We start from the raw sequence: 17,475 nt of genomic DNA on the forward strand, positions 1-17,475 counted from the left end.
GAGTCGCCCGCTGCGCGGGATGGCCTACCGTCGCGCCGGTGAACCGACGCGGCTTCCTGGTCCTCGCCGGGCTGACGGGGTGGGCCGTCACCAGCGGGTGCGGAGCCCCGGACGCCGCCGCCGGCCACCCCGAGCGCCTCCCGGGCCTCGCCGACCCGGACCGCCGACGCGTCGCCGAGGCGGTCATCAGCACGTTCGAGAACTCGACGATCGAGCTGCCCTACGCCGCGGCCCACCGCCTCGACGACGGTCGCGGCATCACCGCGGGCCGTGCCGGGTTCACCAGCGGCACGCACGACCTCCTGCTGGTGGTGCAGCGCTACGCCGCGGCGGCGGGCAACAACACCCCCGTGAGCCGGTACCTCCCGGCGCTGCGGGCCATCGACGCGAAGGTGCAGGACGGCGGCGACGGCTCCAGCACCAAGGGCCTCAACGGCTTCGAGGACGCCTGGAGCACGACGTCCCGCACCGACCCGCGGCTCAACGCCGCGCAGGACGCCGTCTACGACGAGCTGTACTTCCGCCCCGCCGTGGACCGGGCCGCGCGGGTCGGCCTGACCAGCGCGCTGGGCCAGCTCGTCATCCTCGACACGGCCGTCCAGCACGGCCTCGGCTCCCCGGACGGCCTCGACGCGCTGCTCGCGCAGACCGAGCGGAAACGGGGCCGGGCCACCGACGACGCCGCGTGGCTGGCGACGTTCCTCGCGGTCCGCCGCGCCGACCTGGAGAACCCGGTCGACGAGGAGACCACCGAGGTCTGGCGGGAGTCGATCCCCCGCGTCGACACCCTGGAGACCCTGCTGCAGCAGCAGCGGTTCGACCTGGCCACGCCGATCGCCTGGACGTTCGCCGGCGGGCGGTTCGACATCCCGGCCTAGGGCCTGGTCAGCGCCGGCTGAGCACCACGAGCCGCTCACGCGGGATCTCCGTCGTCCCCGGCTCCGGCGCGGCCGGCAGCAGGTCCTCCAGCCCCCCGACGCGGCGCAGCTTCTGCCACCCCAGCCGGATGCCGCCGGCGGCCGTGACCATCGACCGGATCAGCACCGCGTACATCAGCTGCCGGTAGACGATCTGCTGCAGCGGCAGGAGCCAGAGCACGCGCAGCGGCTCCCGCTCGAGCCGGAAGGCGATCACCGCGGCGACGAGCTGGATCGCCTGCACCGACGACCACGCGATCAGCGTCGTCACCGGGTCGAGGAAGAGCAGCCCGTAGATCAGGAAGATGTCCACCAGCGGCGCGAGCAGCGGCAGCAGCACCTGGAACACCGCGAGGTGCCCCAGGCCGGCCCGGCCGAAGCGACCGGACGCGCCGGTCTCGAGCACCGCGCGGCGGTGCTTCCACATCGACTGCATCGTCCCGTAGCTCCACCGGTAGCGCTGGCGCCAGAGCTGGCCGAGGGTCGCGGGCGCCTCGGTCCAGGCCCGCGCCGACTCCTCGTAGACCACGCGCCAGCCGCTGCGGCAGATCGCCATGGTGAGGTCGGTGTCCTCGGCGAGCGTGTCGTCGCTGACCCCGCCGACCTCCAGCAGCACCGAGCGCCGGAACGCGCCGACGGCCCCCGGGATGGTGGGCATGCAGCGCAGGACGTCGTAGACGCGGCGGTCGACGTTGAAGCCCATGACGTACTCGATGTGCTGCCAGCGCGAGATGAGCCCGCGACGGCTGGCGACCTTGGCGTTGCCGGCGACCGCGCCGACCGACGGGTCCGCGAACGGCGCCACCAGGCTCCCGACCGTCGCCGGCTCGAACACCGTGTCGCCGTCGATCATGACGATGAGCTGGTGGCGGGCGTGGGCGATGCCGGCGTTGAGCGCGGCGGGCTTCCCGCCGTTGGCCTGCCGGATCACCCGCACGTTCGGCAGTCGGAGCGCCTCGACGATCTCGGCCGTCCCGTCGGTGCTGCCGTCGTCGACGACCAGCACCTCGACGGGGTGCTCGCTCGCCACGAGCGAGCGCACGGTGGCCGCGATGTTCTCCTTCTCGTTGTAGGCCGGCACGATCACCGAGACGGGCCCAGGGTTCAGTCCAGGCACCCGCGGTCCCCACGAGAAGTCGGGACGGTGCCGCTGCCGGTGGTGCCGGACGGCGACGACGAGCATGAGCACCAGCCGGAGCACGACGAGCACGCCGACGACGAGCAGCAGCCAGGTCAGCGCGTCGACGACGACGCCGGCCACGGCGACCAGCCCGATCAGCGTCGCACCCAGCAGGTGGTGGACCGTCGAGACCGGACGGTTGTCCGCGGGCAGACCCACGGCGGTCTCCGGGGTGGTGAAGCGGTAGCCCTGCGCCTGCAGCTGCGGGATGAGCCGGTCGAGGGCCGCGACGGTCTGGGACCGGTCGCCGCCGGCGTCGTGCAGCAGGACGACCCCGCCCGCGCCGTTCGCGGGGATCGAGTTGGCGACGATCGCGTCGACGCCGGGACGCTGCCAGTCCTCGCTGTCGGTGTCCGACAGGACGGTGACGTAGCCGTCGGTGCCGGCGGTCCGGAACGAGCGCAGAGCGTCATTGTCCACCGCGTCGGCGGTCGAGGAGTAGGGCGGGCGCAACAGGTAGCTCGACTCGCCCAGGGCCCCGGCCAGCACGAGCTGGGTCTCGGTGAGCTCGCGGTCGATGCGCACGTCCGACGCCGCGGAGAGGTCGGGGTGGGTGAAGGTGTGGAGCCCGACCTCCGACCCGGCGTCGCGGATGTCGCGGAGCAGCTGCGGGTGCTGGGCGGCCATCGAGCCGACGACGAAGAACGTCGCGGGGACCTGGTGGCGGCGCAGGACCTCGAGGACCTGCGGGGTCCACACCGGGTCCGGGCCGTCGTCGAACGTCAGCGAGATCGTCTTCGCCGGCATGCGGGCGCTCACCGGGGTGGCGCCGCGGGCGTCGACGACCGGTCCGCCGTCGGTGATCGCCGGCGGGACCTCGTCGTGGGCCTCCTCGGTCGGCACCGCGCCGGTGGCGTCGACGCCGACCTGCGAGCGGGCGAGCCCGTGGACCAGCAGCAGGCAGCTGAACATCAGCAGGGCGACCACGATGAACAGCACGCCGGGCCGGGGCGCGAGGCGCTTCCATCCGCGGCCGGTGGCCGCGGCGCGGTGCGGGTGGCGCGCCGGCGGGACGGCCCGGGCGCGGGGACCTGAGGAGCGGTGGCTCGCCACGGTCAGGCTCCGATCGAGGTGGTGAGGGGGCCGATGTCGAGCACGGCGGGCGTCCCGGATCCGGAGCCGCTCGGGGTCGTGGTGTCGGTCGTCGTGTCGGTGGTGGTGTCGGTGGTCGTGCCGCTGCCCGCGGCCGTTCCCCCGTTGCCGGTGTTCCCCGACGTGCCGGTGCCCGTCGTCGGGCCCGCGCCGCCCGACGAAGAGCTCCCGCCCGAGCCACCGGTGGTCGGCGACGTGTCGGGCGTGGACTGCGGCGTCCCCGGCACGCTGCCGCCGTGCGGGGTCGTGGGTCGCGGGGAGCTGGCGGGCGCGGTACCGCCACCGGCCGATGCGGGTCCGCGGACGACCCGGAGGGGGACCACCGGTGCCGCCGCGCGGTGGACCGGCGTGCTGACGTGCGGAGTGGCGGCATGGCGCCCGCCGGTTGGCGACGCGTGCCGCGAGGTGCTCTTCTGCGACGTGGGCGTGGTGACCGCGGCGTCGGTGACGCCGTGGCGTCCGGTCGCGCTGGCCGGGACGACGACGTCCCCGGGGACGTCGTCGAACTCGTCGCCACCCTCGTCGTCGATCGACGGCGACGGCGCCAGGGCGACGCCGGACGCGTCGATGACGCCGGCGTGCGTGCTGACCGTGATACCGAAGGCCGCGAGGTAGGCGGTGCAGGCCGAGGCGCCGAGGTAGCCGAGCACCGTGACGCCGCGACGCCGGCGTCCGCTCGCGTCGACGAAGACCGGCGCCCGCTCCGCGGTCTCTCGTGCTGACTCCACACCGTTCATGGCTGACCCCCCGAGTCACCGACCGGCGGTCGGCGGGGCTTCCTCGTGAAGCCCGATCAACCACTCATCGTTACCACGACCTCCGATTGATACGTCTTGTCGCGTCACACGAAGGAGTGAACTAGCCCGAATGGGTCTTCGCGTGTGGTTCTCTCGTGACGCTCCGACAGCTCCACCGAGGAGGACATCCCGTGACCGTCACGATGGCGGCGCTGCAGGAAGCAGCGCACGGCGCCGACCACGACGACATCCTCCGTCGTGGTCGCCCCACCTGCAGCACGCCCGGCTCAACGCCCGCATCCGCACGACCCTCACCGCGACGCTCAACGAGCTCACCGAACGGCTCGGTCGACGGCCGCGGGTGCTCGAGGTGGGCGCCGGCCACGGCACGTTCTCCGAGACGATCCTGGCCACCGGCGCCGAGGTCGTGGTCACCGAGATGAGCGCGCCCAGCGCCGCCACCCTCGACGCGAGGTTCCGCCACAACCCCTCGGTCGAGGTGCTCCACGACCCCGACGGCGACTTCACCGCCGTCGGTCAGGTCGACGCCGTCGTCTACACCGCGGTGCTGCACCACATCCCCGACTACCTGGCCAACATCGACGCCGCCGTCACCCACATCCGCGAAGGCGGGGCGCTGCTCGCGTTCCAGGACCCGCTCTACTACCCCCGGCTCCCCCGCCGGACCCTGCTCGCCAGCCTCGTCGCCTTCTACAGCTGGCGCGTCGGGCAGGGCGACTACCGCCGCGGCTTCGCCACCATCGGACGCCGGCTGCGCGGCCACTACGACGAGTCCCAGGTCTCGGACATGTCCGAGTACCACGTCGTGCGCCAGGGCGTCGACGAGCAGGCCATCGCCGACCGGCTGCGCGAGGACTTCGCCGACGTCGAGGTCCAGCGCTACTGGTCGACGCCCTCCTCGCTGGCCCAGACCGTCGGCGACCGGCTGCGGACGCCGAACACCTTCGCCGTCTTGGCGCACCGCCGGTTGGCCTGATCGTGACCGAACCGGACGTAACAACCAGTCACCACGACGTCGATTCCCGGACAACTGACCCGACGGGAACCGAGGTGAACGGACCGATGAGCACCGAAATGTGGAACCGATCGACGCGCCTCGACGCCGTCGTCGCACGCCGACGTCACCTCGACGGGCAGGTCACCGCCCTGCAGACGTTCGAGCGCCGCCTCGCCGAGCGCGTCCACACCGCGCGCACGGCCCCCGGAGCCCCCGACAGGCTCCGAGAACTCCTCGCGCGCCTGCGCGCCGTCCGCGCCCGCCTCCAGGAGGCCGAGCTCGCCCGCGCGGAGGCCGTCGAGGCCGAGAGCCGTCTCCGAGAGGACGCCCGCGACGAGCGGGCCGAGCTCGAGCGGGCCCGCCGCGAGGTCGACGAGCGCGAGGAGTTCCGCCGCGCCTGCCTCGAGGCCCCGACCCGTCGCCTCGACGAGCACAGCACCCTCGTCGGCCACTGACCTTTCACTCCACGTCACCTTGCGGCGCAACGTAACGCTCGCGCCACACACCCGATAGGAGTAAGTAAGGCGACGCATCGGCGGGAACTGTGACTGAATGGTCACTCGCTGTTGATTTCGGCACGACGTTCACGACGGCCGCGATGGTCGTCGGCGACACCGTGACGATCATCGAGCTGGACGGTTCGGCGAAGATCCCGTCGGCCGTGGCGCTGGACGACGAGGGCGAGCTCGTCGTCGGGCTCGCCTCCGGCGACGAGGCGGGCTGGGCGCCCGATCGCGTCGAGCGCAACCCGAAGCGCTCCCTCGGCCGCACCAAGCACCTGGTGCTCGACGGGCAACCGATCCCGGTGGCGCGCGCGGTCGGGGCGCTCCTGCGCGCGATCGCCGACGAGGGGATGCGACGGCGCAACGGCGAGGCCCCGGCGAAGCTGGTCCTGACCCACCCGGTGCGGTGGAGCAGCACGCGGGTCGCCGAGCTGGCCGCCGCGGCCACCGCGGTCGGCCTGCCGGACCCGGTCCTCGTGCCCGAGCCGGTCGCGGCGGCCATGCACTACCTCGACGAGCGGATCGTCGACGGCGACCTCGTCGCGGTGTACGACCTCGGCGGCGGCACCTTCGACACCGCCGTCCTCCGTCGTACCGACACCGGCTTCGACCTCGCCGGGGAACCGGGCGGCAACGCCGACCTCGGCGGCGAGCGGCTCGACGACCTGCTCTACGGCCTCGTCGGCTCGCGCCTGGCCCAGAGCCACCCCGAGCTGTGGGACGAGATGACGACGGGCGAGACGCCCGCCGGCCGCCGCCAGGCCGCCGAGGTGCGCCGCGACGCTCGCCGGGCCAAGGAGGCCCTCTCCCGCCAGCAGTACTTCACGATGCACGTGGCGGCCGCCGGGTCGGACCTGCGGATCACCCGCCCCGAGTTCGAGGCGCTGGTCACCGCACCGCTGCGCGACACCGTGGACGAGCTCGCCGCGACGATCGAGCGGTGCGACGTCGAGCCGTCGGACGTCGCCGCGATCTACCTCGTCGGTGGTGCCAGCCGCACGCCGCTGGTCAGCCGCCTCGTCTCCGAGCGCTTCGGCGACCTCCCGGCCACCTTCGACGACCCCAAGTCGGTGGTCGTCCTGGGTGCGGCGCGCCTCGTCCGCGAGTCCGGCGTGGCGGTGCCCGAGATGGCGCCCGAGCCGACGACGGTCTCTCCCACGACGGTCTACCGGGACGCCCCGACGACGCCGCCGGTCGGCACGCCGACGGTCGCGATGGCCGCGGCGTCGAGCACCCCACCCGCCCCGAGCCGGAGCCGTCCGCGCTGGATGCTTCCGGTCGCGGTGGCCGCGCTCACCGCCGCGCTCGTCGGCGGCGGGGTGGCGTTCGTGGCGCCGTCGCTGGCGTCGCAGGAGACCCCGGTGCCCGCCGCCGCCACCGTGCCGGCCCCCGCGCCCGTGGTCGCGCCGGCCCCGGTCACCACCACGACGACGGCGGAGGCGGACCCGACCACGGCCGCCCGGCGCACGACCACCACGACACCGCGTCCGACGTCCGAGCGCCCGACGACGACGAAACCGAAGACCTCCGAGACCACGACCTCGGAGATGGAGGAGGAGCCGCTCACCAACCCGGGCTTCCCCGCGGAGTACGCGGACGACGGTCTCGGGACCCCCCTCGGCTCCGGCTACTAGGAACCCGGCCGTGACCGCCCAGATCTCGGCCTCGGCGCGGCTCGCGCGCACGTGCGACGAGCTGCTCGCCCGGGGCCTGCCACCCCACATCCACGGCGCGATCGCCGACGTCCGTCGCGAGCTCGGCCGGCCGCTGCGCCTGGCCGTCGTCGGCCGGGTGAAGTCCGGGAAGTCGACGCTGGTCAACGCCCTGCTCGGGCAGCGGGTCGCGCGCGTGGACGCCTCAGAGTGCACGCGCGCGGTGACGTGGTTCTCCTACGGCCACCAGGAACAGGTCGTCGTCCACGCGCGCGACGGCCGCTCGTGGACCCGCGCGTTCGCCCCCGACGGCTTCCTGCCCGCCGACCTCGGGGCGGCGCCGGAGGAGATCGACGCCGTCGAGGTCGTGCTGTGCAACGCGGCGCTCGCGGGCCTCACCGTCATCGACACCCCGGGGCTGGATTCGCTCACCGCGGACGCCGGTGCCCGCACCGACGCGTTCCTCGGCCTCGACGGCGCCTCGCGCCACGCGCTGTCGGTCGCGGACGCCGTGCTGTTCCTCGTCCCGCAGCTGACCCGCGACGACGACCGCCGCCTGCGCGCGCTGGCCGACGCGATGGGCCGCACGGTCGCCGCGTCCGGCTTCTCCCCCGCCACCGTGCTCGCCGTCGTGAGCAAGGCCGACACCCTCGACGGCGAGGCCGAGGACCCGTGGCCGGCGGCGGTCGCGCTGGCCACCCACTACGGCGACCAGCTCCAGGGCGTCGCGGCCGGCGTCCTGCCGGTGATCGGGCTGCTCGCCGAGGCCGCGGACGCCGCGCTGGTCACCGAGGACGTCGCCGACGCGCTGCGCCGCCTCGCCCTGCTGCCGCCCGACGACCGCGAGCTGCTCATGCTCTCCGCGGACCTCTTCACGACCACCCCCGACGTGGGGGTCGGCGAGGCCGAACGCGTCCGCCTGCTCGATCTGCTCGGCCTGCACGGGGTGCAGCTGTGCCTCGGCTGGCTCGACCAGGGCCACCAGGGCGCGCACGCGCTCACGAAGCAGTTGCACGCCGCGTCGGGCGTCGACGCGCTGCACGACACGGTCCGGCGACTCTTCACGGCGCAGGCCGACGCGATCGCCGCCCACCGCGCCCTCGTCGCGCTCGAACGCCTCGTCTACGTCGTCGGGGCGACGCCGTCGATGCGGGACGCGATCGAGGAGGCCCGCGAGGACACCGCCCTGCAGCACCTGCGCGAGCGCGACGTGTTCGCGCGCTGGAGCCGCGGCGAGCTCGAGCTGCCCGAGGCCCTCGCCGCCGACCTGCACCACCTCGCCGTCGGCACCGACGTCCCCGGGCGTCTGGGCGTCGACCCGCTCGAGGGGGCGGTGGGGCGCGACGTCCTCGCCCGCCGCGCGCTCGACGGCGCGACGCGGTGGCTGCGCTTCGGGAACGCGCCCGGCACGAACCAGGCGGCGCGACGCGCGGCGGAGGTCGTGCGCGACTCGTACACGGCGATGTGGGAGACGGTCGGAGGCGCGTCGTGACGGCCGCGTCCGTGCCCGCCGACGACACGGTGACCACCGCCGCGACGCTGCGCACCGGCCTCGGCGCGCTGGTCACGGGCCTGCAGCGGGTGGCGACGGCGGCCGAGGTCAGCGGAATCGTCGCCCCGCTGCTCGCCGAGTGCGCCCGCCCGCCGGGTGCCACCGCCCGGGTCGTCGTCGCCGGCGCCACCAAGCGCGGCAAGAGCGCGCTCGTCAATGCGGTGCTCGACCGGCCCGGGCTGGTGCCGGTGGACAGCGACGTGGCCACCGGGGTGCACATCGCGGTCCGACACGGCGACGTCGAGCGCGCCCGCGTGCACGTCGCCGGCACCGAGCCGATCGCGATCGACCTGGCCGACGTCGAGCGCTACGCCTCGGAGCGCCACAACCCCGGCAACGCCCTCGACGTGTCGGCGGTCGAGATCGAGATCCCGGCCCCGCTGCTCGCGGGCGGCCTGGAGCTCGTCGACACCCCGGGCGTCGACAGCGTCGTCGCCCGGCACGCGGACGTCACCCTCGCCGCGCTCGCCCTGGCCGACGCCCTCGTCCTCGTCGTCGACCCCGGACGGCCGCTGACCGCCCCCGAGCTCGCCTTCCTCGGCGAGGCCACCCAGCGCGTCGGTCACGTCGTGTTCGTGCTGACGAAGCTGGACCTGCACCGGGAGTGGCGACGGGTGCTCGACGACGACCGCGCCCTGATCGCGACCCACGCGCCGCGCTTCGCCCGTGCGCCCTTCGTCCCCGTCTCCGGCCGGCTGATGGCCGCAGCCTCGGACGCCCCGACGGCGGGGGCGCGACGCCCTCGCCGACCGGGTGGCCGCCGAGAGCGGTGGCGACGCCCTCGTCGCGGAGCTCGCCCGCGTGGGCGCCGACCTCGAGGTCGTCCGCCTCGGCAACGTCGTCCAGCTCGCGCTGGTGACCACCAACCGCGTCACCGCGGCGGTCCGCGCCGCGCGGCCACCTGCCGACGACCCCGCCGCGGCCGCCGCCGTCGAGGACGAACGGGCCCGCCTGCGTCGCCTCACCGATGCCGGGTCGCGGTGGCGCCAGGAGCTGGCCCACGCCTTCCGACGTCTGCAGCTCGACCTCGAGGCCCACCTCGCGGCCTCGGCGACGCGCACCGATCGGGACATCGCCGACTCGCTCGAGACGTGGTCCGCCCAGCGCGCGGAGACCATCGGGCGCGAGCTCGACGACGCGGTCCGCGTGCTCTGGCTCGACGCGGTGGTGCTGGTGCGAGACCGGGTGGAGGCGATCGTCGCCGAGCACGGCGTCGAGCTCACCCGCCCCGAGCTGGAGCTGCCCTTCCTCCAGCGCGACCCGACGCGGCGGCCGGACGCGGACGACGACCCGTCCCAGCGCGGGCTCGCGGGCGCTCTCGGCTCCTACGGCGCGGCGGCCGGCATGGCGTTCGGCGCCGACCGGATGCTCGCCCTGCTCAGCCCGCTGCTGGGGCCCGTCGGACTCGGTCTCGGCGCCGCCATCGGCGTCGCGGGGATCGCGATGCGCCGCCGCGCCATGGACCGCATGCGCGAGCACCGCGCCGCGCAACGCCTCGCGTCCCGCACGATCGCCGACGCCCGCGCGCACACCCAGCGGGAGTTCACCAAGCACCTCGTGGACGTCCAGTTCGGCCTCGAGAGCGTGGTGCACGACCTGCTGACCGCCCGCCGTCGCGAGCTCGACGAGGCCGTCAAGCGCTCGTCGGCCCTGCTCACCCGCACCGCCGAGGAGCGCGAGCGGCAGCGCCGGCTCACCGACGAGGCCCTCACTGCTCTCGAGGGCCTGCGCCGCGACGCCGCGGCGCTGCACCGGGTCGTCGAGACGGCCCGCACCCAGACCACCGCACCGACACCCGCAACCACCTGATCCGGGGGGACACCATGGACTGCGCATCCACCGATTTCGAGGACACCGGCAGCGACAGCGTCGAGGTCGACGACGGCGATGTCGCCGTCGACACCGACGACGACTCGTCCGCCACCGGCTCCGGGTCCGGCACCGACTCCTACGACGACGCGTCCTGGGACGAGGCCTCCGAGGATTCCGACGACTCCGGCGGTTGCGGCGACTCCGAGGCCCCGGACGTCGCCGCGAGCACCGGGACCGCCGGGGACGACGGCGGGTCCGGGGACCACTGCGCTTCGGCCGTCACCCATCCCTCGCTGGGCGACCCGTCCCTGTCCGATCCCTCGGTTCCCGAGCAGGTCGCCACCACCACCAGCACGTCGGCCACCCCGGCAGCCGCGTCGGCGGGGGCTCCGCTCGTCGCCCTGCCCGACCACTTCGGCGTCCCCGGCGAGACGATCGGCTCGTCCGACGGCGCCCGCATCCTCACCCCCGGGGTCTTCACCCCGACCTCGTTCGACGCCGCCGGCAACGCGACCCACGTCAGCTACTCCGGCATCGTCGCGCCGCCCACCGAGTCGGTGACCTTCAGCGGCAACCAGACGATGCCGGCGTCGACACACCCCCAGGTCCTCGCCACGCAGGCCCTGATCAACCAGACCAACACCGACATGAACACGAACACGCTCACCGGTGTGTCCGTCGACCGCAGTGGTAGTTCACCCACGTACTACGGCGCCGGCAAGCCGTTCGACGACTTCGGCGACGCCCTCGGCAACAAGCGCCACCCCGAGCCCTGATCGGCGGGATCATGGTGGGACGCGGGGTCGCCCGCCGGGTCGGGGTTGTCGCTCGGGATCGAGGAACTCGGGCGGGGTGAACCACGGCCGACCGTCGATGATCTGCACGGACCAGTGACCGTGGTGGATCAGTTGGTGGTGGAAGCGACAGAGCAGGCACATGTTGTCCAGCGCGGTGTCGCCGCCGTCGAGCCAGTGATCGACGTGATGTGCCTGGCAGCGACGGGGCCGTCGCGAGCACCCGGGGAACGCACAGCCTCCGTCGCGGACGTTGAGCGCCCGGCGGATGGCGTCGGACGCGGATCTCGCCCGCGGCCGCCACGGCGGATGTGCACGGCAACCGCGCCGGTAGCTGCTCCCCCGCGATCGACGTGCGTGGACCGAGGTCCGCGGCCTCCGCGACCAGCCGCTTCGCCACGAACGGCGCGAGCTGCCACATCTCCTGCAGCAGCCGTGCCGTGGTGCGATCCCCGACCGCTCCGCCACCCCCAGCTGCTCGAGCTCGGCGACCTGCTCGAGACGGGCGAACGCCTCCCGCCGGCGGGCGATCTCGCCGAGGCGGGCGCGCTCGAGCGCCTCCCGCTCGACCACCCCCAGCTCTCGTTCGCTCATGTGTTCGATTCTCGAGCCGACCCCCGACAGCGAGGAGTCAGCAGCGTCGCCGAGCACCGGCGTCGCACCGGCCGCCGGGCTCCCACCGGTGGTGCCGCCGCCCGTCGTGCCGGCGCCGGTCCGCATCGCCGTGTTCTCCGCATACCCGCCGGTGTGCGACAGACGCTTCGCGTAGCAGTCGTCCGGCCCGAAGCCGGCGCTCTGGCACCAGGCGTTGACGGCGTCGGAGGTCGAGAACGGCCGGTTGGCCAGCGTGATCCAGAAGTCGCGGCTGCGGAAGCTCGTGAAGTCGCCCGACCACACCAGGATCGCGTCGGGCTGCTGCCCGCGCAGGCGCTGGTGGTCGGTGAGGATCGTGGCCGCGTCGTAGGTCTGCCCGTCGACGACGAGGCCCGGCTTCTTCGCCGAGAGCTGCGGCGCCCATGAGCCGACGAGCGACTCGGCCGCCCCGGCGTCGGCACCCCGCTGCGTCTCCAGGGCCTGCGCGGGGTCCGCGGGCAGGGCCGGCACGGGAGTGGGACGCGGGTGCCGGGCCGCCGGCTGTGGTCGTCCCGGCTCCGGCCGACCACGGCATGCCTAAGACGAGGAAGGTGCCGAGGACGACGGCGACGAGCGCGAGCACGCAGGCCACGACGATCAGGCCACGGTTCGACCGGCGCGGCTCAGGCTCCGGTGCCGGGCCGACCGTCGGGAACGGCGGCGCCCACGGCGGGTGGGGCGGAGCCGGCGGCGGCCTGTGAGGTCCGGGCGGTCCGGGCGGTCCGGGCCATCCCTGCGTGGGCACGGCGACCTGCGGGGCAGTCCGGCGCGGAGCCGGCGGCCCGGGTGGAGCCTGGTTGCCGCAGTGCGGGCAGAAGCGCGCACCGGGTCGCCAGGGCGCCGCGCAGCCGCGGCAGGTGGCGTCAGCCGCGTCGATGGTGGTCATGCCCCGCCCCCGTATTGATTGACGGCAACTGAGCCGTCGACAACGGGTCGCTGGAGGATGCGGGGAGTCGTTACACCAGCGACAGGAAGCCGCTCGATCACTGCGCGGGCCCTTCGCCCTCACCCAGCACTTCGGCAACCAGGCCGGTCGCGAATTCGCCGACACCGATCCATCCCCAGCCGGCACATAGCGCAAGCCAGACGGCCCGACGAGCTCGAGACGCAAAGTCGCCAGCGGCAATGGACGTCGACCCAGGAATCACGCGGGACCTGGATGCTGGTCGCGGGCGGCGGTGAACGGCGGGTGGCAGCGTTCCGGAGATCAACGCCGCCTACTCCTTCGGCGGCCCCCCACTGCTCGTCTCCACTGTTGAGCAGGCTCACGCGTATGCGTATCGACCACTTCGCGGTCATTGACTTGGCCGTCTTCGCCGCCGTGACAGACGCTCCTGAGTGCACCGACGTCCCTCGGGCCACCAGCAACGCCCGCGTGAACTGACCAGCGGGTGCACAACACTTCGACGGCGGCCGGGCTACCGCCTATGCGGCACCAGCGTTACGGGCTACTCGCAGTCGGTTTCGTTCGCATGCGGCGACAGTAAACGCTCGGCGCTCGCTGATGAGCAGCAGGTAACGCAATGGCACACTCCAGCACGTCCGGGACTTACAACCTCTTGGACGCGGTCAACCGGTAGGTCGGCGTCGACGACAGCCTCTGTACTTTGGACCATAGTGACCGTAACGATCTGTGGTTCGGTGTCAATAGCGAATCCAGTTCGCCAATGCGTGTCCGCTCGCCCCGAAATACAAGAGAACATCTCCCCGGAATCAATGCCGAGACCTGTAATTAAAGACGACGCTGCAACGAAGCGCACGAGCGTAAAGACCAGAGGACCTCATATAGACCTTCGCGACAAATCCGAGGGGCAGAAGAGCAACTCACGAATCTAGCGAAATGGCTCGGGCACCGAAGAGGCCACCCGTCGCCCGAAGTCTACATAGCCCGGCGTTGTTAGGTGTATGTTGTCTGCGCGAAACTGAAGGGGCCAGTTCTGCGTTGAGATGTACGTTCGGCCAGCGGTCGCGCATACTTCAGCCAGGACCCTATCAACGCCCGCCGTTCCCGTCGCTCGAGCGGGAGCGGCTGGCGGTCCGACAACAACCACCACTGGCACTCGGTGTAGTCCCGCCAAGACCTGATCGGCCGCCGCACGTAGTTCGTCCTCTGACACACCAACGTCGTTCATTCCGCCTTGAACAATGACTACGTCGGGTCGGTGATCCAGTACGGAACCGATGCGTTGGGCAAAAGCCATATTCCGGCACGGGCCCGGGTTAACAAACCCCGACCCACCAAACCCCTCGGCGTACGCGGTCCAGCGGCGACTCATGCCCAGCACTGGGACCCAACCCGCAGACCTCGAAACCGCTGTATACGAGTCACCTAGTGCTACAACTGTGCGGGTACCCTCGGTAAGTGGAACGGCCGACGAGAGCGCTGTCGCCTCGGCACTTGCCTTCAGGCAAACGTCGCTAAGATTAGAGCCCGAACCTCGCGACGGCATGACAAAGAGAAGAACTGCCCAAGTTCCGACAGCAACAACAATCGCCGCCAGGCTCAATATCTTGAGCCGCGCCCGTCTCGAACCCAGAGTCACCGTTCTTCTCCGCTAGTTACCGGCGGGGAGCGGGCGAGGGACGACGGGAGATCGTGTCAGTCGTTGTCCCCGAGTCGTCGATAGACGCAGCTCGCTCCACGACTTGGCCCTCAGCGGCCCCGTACGAGTAGTAGGCGCCATACGTGGCCTTGGCTACAGGAACCATCGTGAAAATCGTACCGAGTAATCTGCCAGAAGCAGCGGAGATCGAATCCCTAGACGCGACCAACTGCTCCTGCTGCACATATCCATGCCTCGCGACAAGCAGAACTCCATCGCTTAGGTTCGCCGTGACGGCTGCGTCGACGACGGGACCGATAGGTGGTGAATCAACGAGAACATAATCGAAGCTGAGGCACAGTTCTTCCAGCAGCGCAGCCATCTTCTCGGTCCCGAGCAGTTCGCTGGGGTTTGGTGGCACCGGGCCCGAGGGGATCACCCAGAGATTTTCGTGCCGGGAGTGTGCGATCACCTCGCGCGTGGCTGCCCGGCCCGTCAAGATTGAGGTCAACCCGACAAGTTGGTCTACGTTCAATCGCTCTGCCAGCGCCGGCTTGCGAAGATCGCCGTCTACTACGACAACCCGTCGGCCAGCCTCTCCCATAGCGATCCCCAACTGCACAACTGTCGTAGTCTTTCCCTCTCCACTGAGAGTGCTCGTGACTACTAGCGCCCTCCCGCCGCTGACCTTGAACGGGATGAACTGCAGATTCGCACGGAGGCGTCGATACGATTCTGCGGCAACTCGGCGTACCGAACTCAAGCTGCCGGCCCGCGATCCATCTTCCTTTTCTAGTGGAACAACAGTTAAGGTGGGCGTCTCAAGCAGGGCTGTCAGCTCATCGTCCGACTTTACGGTCTTATCCCTGCTATCAAGGAAGAACGCAACACCCAATCCGACCACCAAGCCCAGCAAGAGACCCGTTCCAATACCCACAGCTGGTTGGGGCGCAACCGGGTTGAAAGGAACGGCTGCTGGTTGAACAACACGAGCCGAAACGCTCGGCGGCTGAGAACGATTCTGCGGCTGCTCCAGTTCGGCAACCAGTCGAGTGAAACTGTCGCCTACCGCATTCGCAATCATCGCAGCGCGTATCGGGTCGCGGTCTAGGACCGAGGCCGTCAAGATTACGGAGTCAGGCAGTGCCGCTGCCGATATCTGGTTGGAGAGCTCCTCAGGCGAACCTCCTAAGTTGAGCTGGCGGGAGACCTCATCAGCGATCCGACCTCCGGTTAGCAATTGAACATATGAGGTGACGCGTTGCTCGGATAAGAGCCCACCTTGGTAGGCGGTTGTCGCATTGCTTACATCGGAGGCTGACACATACATGGTCACGGTCGCCGAATACTGGCGTGGAGTCAGGGTTGCATACAAGAGCGCCCCCACAAGCCCCACTAGAACGCCAGCAGCTACAAGCTTCCAACGTTCCCGCACTACTTTGATAGTTCGATCGGTGTTCATATCGCACCCCCTCGCCCGAGATTAGCGCTAGCCGAACTCGCCCTCGGCTTCTGCGGCTTCGCAGGTCGCCCGTAGCAAATCCAACCGTCCGGTAGATCGCCAGTCACAAGACTGCCAGCCCCTACGATCGCCCCCCGTCCAATGACGACATTCCCGAGTATAACGGTGCCGTGTCCGATCAGGTTGTCGCCCAGAAGTCGTACCGTCGCGGATGGCAACCGACTGGAATCGAATATCGTGCCGACGTCCTCAAGCGAATGATCGTTGCCGATGAAACTTACGCGACTAGAAATCAGAACATCGGAGGAGATATCCGCATTCACTTCGCACAAGAAGTCTTGACCGATCCGAACGCGATCCCTCACGCTAAAGAAGTCAGGAGCTGACACTTGCGCTCTCTTGCCAACGGCGACATCGCTACCGATAGAGATCTCGCCAGCAGCGAGTGCACGGAGCCGCGCGTTCCGCATCCTTCGAACGGCACCTCTCACTGTCTTGGACACGCCCCCAACCCGGCGATCAACATCGTTCACTTTGCGCCTCCGCGCGCCAGGTCGAGGAATGGCGTTGCCATCGCTTCGACGGAGTACCGCTTCCTCGCCGCCGCAGCGATCTCAGATGCGTGCCAGTCCGACGCGAACGCAGCCTGGACCGCATGCGCGCAAGACTCTGCGTTCTCGCTTGCAAAAGTGAGACTGTTATCCGGATCGAGCGCCTCGATTTCCGGCGCGTGCGGCTCTTGCTCTGGGTAGACGACCGGCAATCCGAAGCCGAGGCCCTGTGTCACGTTGAGGCCTACGTAGCCTGTCGCGAGCATGAGCCTGCAGCGTCCAAATATCTTCCTCAAGACGTCAGAATCATTTACACGACCAAAGAACTCAACTGATTCCCGCACTCCGGCAGTTCTGGCGCGCTCCTTCATCGCTTCGAGCAACGGGCCATCTCCCACCACAAGAAGCCGACTGGAAGTCCCTCGTGCTCGGACGAACTCTCGCCACGAGTCGATGGCCAAGAGCGGCTTCTTCTCTTCCACAACACGGCCAATCCATACAACGTCCAGTCCCCCCTGAGTCACCTCCGTCATATCCTTGGCCCGATAGAGCGCGTTCGCGGCAACACGAATAGGTTTCTTCGGAAACAGCTCCTTCGCCCTTTCTCTCTCTGCTTCGGTGTAGGTGATCAAGCTCGAGCACATCTTCTGCATGGTTCGCCTAAGCTGGAGCGTTGCGACACCTCGATGCCCACGGGGGTCGACGTGACCCCAGCCGTGGGAAGGACGTCCTAGCACGAGCCTAGAAATCAAGATTGCCCACGTTGTGATGTTCCGAGGATTTAGCTCCACCACCACCTGCGGGTACTTCAGGACGAGGCGTAGCTTGACTGGCTGGTAGCCGATTCGACGACGCGCGAGAAAAAGATTCTGGCCGGTTCTCCTAACCAGACCTGAGTTGACTTCAGTTCGCAGCACCTGACCGAAATGTTGGTCACCTACGAAGAATTCGATGGAGGTGCCTTGCTCCTCAAGGTACGTGATGAAACCTTGACGGTATGCGCCCATCGCCATCTGCACAACAGCCACA

The 17,475-nt window shown here is 70.4% G+C and carries 14 protein-coding genes and 1 pseudogene; 8 read left to right on the plus strand and 7 right to left on the minus strand.

Features of this window, described 5'->3' with window-relative positions; all coding sequences use genetic code 11:
- Positions 1-38: 38 nt before the first annotated feature.
- Complete coding sequence (locus tag ACQPYN_RS26925) at positions 39-878, plus strand: chitosanase (protein ID WP_433029603.1); 840 nt, start codon at positions 39-41, stop codon at positions 876-878.
- Between the two features lie 7 nt (positions 879-885).
- Here the strand turns inward: ACQPYN_RS26925 and ACQPYN_RS26930 are convergent, their stop codons facing one another.
- On the minus strand, positions 886-3,150 hold the full coding sequence (locus ACQPYN_RS26930) for a bifunctional polysaccharide deacetylase/glycosyltransferase family 2 protein (RefSeq protein ID WP_433029605.1): 2,265 nt from the start codon (positions 3,148-3,150) through the stop codon (positions 886-888).
- Between the two features lie 2 nt (positions 3,151-3,152).
- Positions 3,153-3,926 carry a hypothetical protein gene (locus ACQPYN_RS26935; protein WP_433029607.1) on the minus strand — a complete coding sequence of 258 codons (774 nt, stop codon included), beginning with the start codon at positions 3,924-3,926 and terminating at the stop codon, positions 3,153-3,155.
- A 130-nt stretch (positions 3,927-4,056) separates the two neighbouring features.
- On the opposite strand from ACQPYN_RS26935, the gene ACQPYN_RS26940 reads away from it, so the two are divergent.
- From ACQPYN_RS26940 to ACQPYN_RS26970, 7 genes and pseudogenes are all read left to right on the plus strand, one after another.
- Complete coding sequence (locus ACQPYN_RS26940) at positions 4,057-4,923, plus strand: class I SAM-dependent methyltransferase (protein ID WP_433029609.1); 867 nt, start codon at positions 4,057-4,059, stop codon at positions 4,921-4,923.
- 86 nt (positions 4,924-5,009) lie between these two features.
- The gene (locus ACQPYN_RS26945; protein ID WP_433029611.1) at positions 5,010-5,399 is read left to right on the plus strand and encodes a hypothetical protein; all 390 of its coding nucleotides are present in this window, start codon (positions 5,010-5,012) and stop codon (positions 5,397-5,399) included.
- Between the two features lie 89 nt (positions 5,400-5,488).
- Positions 5,489-7,081 carry an Hsp70 family protein gene (locus tag ACQPYN_RS26950; RefSeq protein ID WP_433029613.1) on the plus strand — a complete coding sequence of 531 codons (1,593 nt, stop codon included), beginning with the start codon at positions 5,489-5,491 and terminating at the stop codon, positions 7,079-7,081.
- Between the two features lie 10 nt (positions 7,082-7,091).
- On the plus strand, positions 7,092-8,591 hold the full coding sequence (locus tag ACQPYN_RS26955) for a dynamin family protein (protein ID WP_433029615.1): 1,500 nt from the start codon (positions 7,092-7,094) through the stop codon (positions 8,589-8,591).
- Positions 8,592-8,680: 89 nt separating this feature from the next.
- A pseudogene (locus tag ACQPYN_RS26960) lies at positions 8,681-9,226 on the plus strand (dynamin family protein); the annotation flags it as partial.
- Positions 9,227-9,404: 178 nt separating this feature from the next.
- Positions 9,405-10,460, plus strand: a complete 1,056-nt coding sequence (locus tag ACQPYN_RS26965; RefSeq protein WP_433029617.1) for a hypothetical protein — start codon at positions 9,405-9,407, stop codon at positions 10,458-10,460.
- Between the two features lie 14 nt (positions 10,461-10,474).
- Entirely contained in the window at positions 10,475-11,239 is a 765-nt protein-coding gene (locus ACQPYN_RS26970) for a hypothetical protein (RefSeq protein WP_433039167.1), read from the plus strand.
- A gap of 9 nt (positions 11,240-11,248) precedes the next feature.
- Here ACQPYN_RS26970 and ACQPYN_RS26975 read toward each other — a convergent pair whose 3' ends face one another.
- The 5 genes from ACQPYN_RS26975 to ACQPYN_RS26995 form a co-directional block, all read right to left on the minus strand.
- Positions 11,249-12,361 carry an HNH endonuclease signature motif containing protein gene (locus ACQPYN_RS26975; protein ID WP_433029619.1) on the minus strand — a complete coding sequence of 371 codons (1,113 nt, stop codon included), beginning with the start codon at positions 12,359-12,361 and terminating at the stop codon, positions 11,249-11,251.
- A gap of 1,361 nt (positions 12,362-13,722) precedes the next feature.
- Positions 13,723-14,340, minus strand: coding sequence for an SGNH/GDSL hydrolase family protein (locus ACQPYN_RS26980; RefSeq protein WP_433039067.1), 618 nt, complete (start codon positions 14,338-14,340; stop codon positions 13,723-13,725).
- 109 nt (positions 14,341-14,449) lie between these two features.
- A complete protein-coding gene (locus tag ACQPYN_RS26985) occupies positions 14,450-15,895 on the minus strand; it encodes a polysaccharide biosynthesis tyrosine autokinase (RefSeq protein WP_433029621.1) in 1,446 nt (481 codons plus the stop codon).
- Complete coding sequence (locus ACQPYN_RS26990) at positions 15,892-16,365, minus strand: acyltransferase (protein WP_433029623.1); 474 nt, start codon at positions 16,363-16,365, stop codon at positions 15,892-15,894. The genes ACQPYN_RS26985 and ACQPYN_RS26990 overlap by 4 nt, the downstream gene beginning before the upstream one ends.
- A 59-nt stretch (positions 16,366-16,424) precedes the next feature.
- Positions 16,425-17,474, minus strand: coding sequence for a glycosyltransferase (locus tag ACQPYN_RS26995; RefSeq protein ID WP_433029625.1), 1,050 nt, complete (start codon positions 17,472-17,474; stop codon positions 16,425-16,427).
- Position 17,475 lies beyond the last annotated feature (1 nt).

Origin of the sequence: Actinomycetospora sp. CA-053990 (assembly GCF_050948445.1) — a bacterium.
Taxonomy (GTDB): domain Bacteria; phylum Actinomycetota; class Actinomycetes; order Mycobacteriales; family Pseudonocardiaceae; genus Actinomycetospora; species Actinomycetospora callitridis.

Bases quoted from the DNA above. Each gene is read 5' to 3' on its own strand.
- ACQPYN_RS26935 (WP_433029607.1), bottom strand. From the start codon at position 3,926: ATGAACGGTGTGGAGTCAGCACGAGAGACCGCGGAGCGGGCGCCGGTC.
- ACQPYN_RS26940 (WP_433029609.1), top strand. From the start codon at position 4,057: ATGGGTCTTCGCGTGTGGTTCTCTCGTGACGCTCCGACAGCTCCACCG.
- ACQPYN_RS26945 (WP_433029611.1), top strand. From the start codon at position 5,010: ATGAGCACCGAAATGTGGAACCGATCGACGCGCCTCGACGCCGTCGTC.
- ACQPYN_RS26970 (WP_433039167.1), top strand. From the start codon at position 10,475: ATGGACTGCGCATCCACCGATTTCGAGGACACCGGCAGCGACAGCGTC.
- ACQPYN_RS26980 (WP_433039067.1), bottom strand. From the start codon at position 14,340: ATGCCGTCGCGAGGTTCGGGCTCTAATCTTAGCGACGTTTGCCTGAAG.
- ACQPYN_RS26985 (WP_433029621.1), bottom strand. From the start codon at position 15,895: ATGAACACCGATCGAACTATCAAAGTAGTGCGGGAACGTTGGAAGCTT.
- ACQPYN_RS26990 (WP_433029623.1), bottom strand. From the start codon at position 16,365: ATGCGGAACGCGCGGCTCCGTGCACTCGCTGCTGGCGAGATCTCTATC.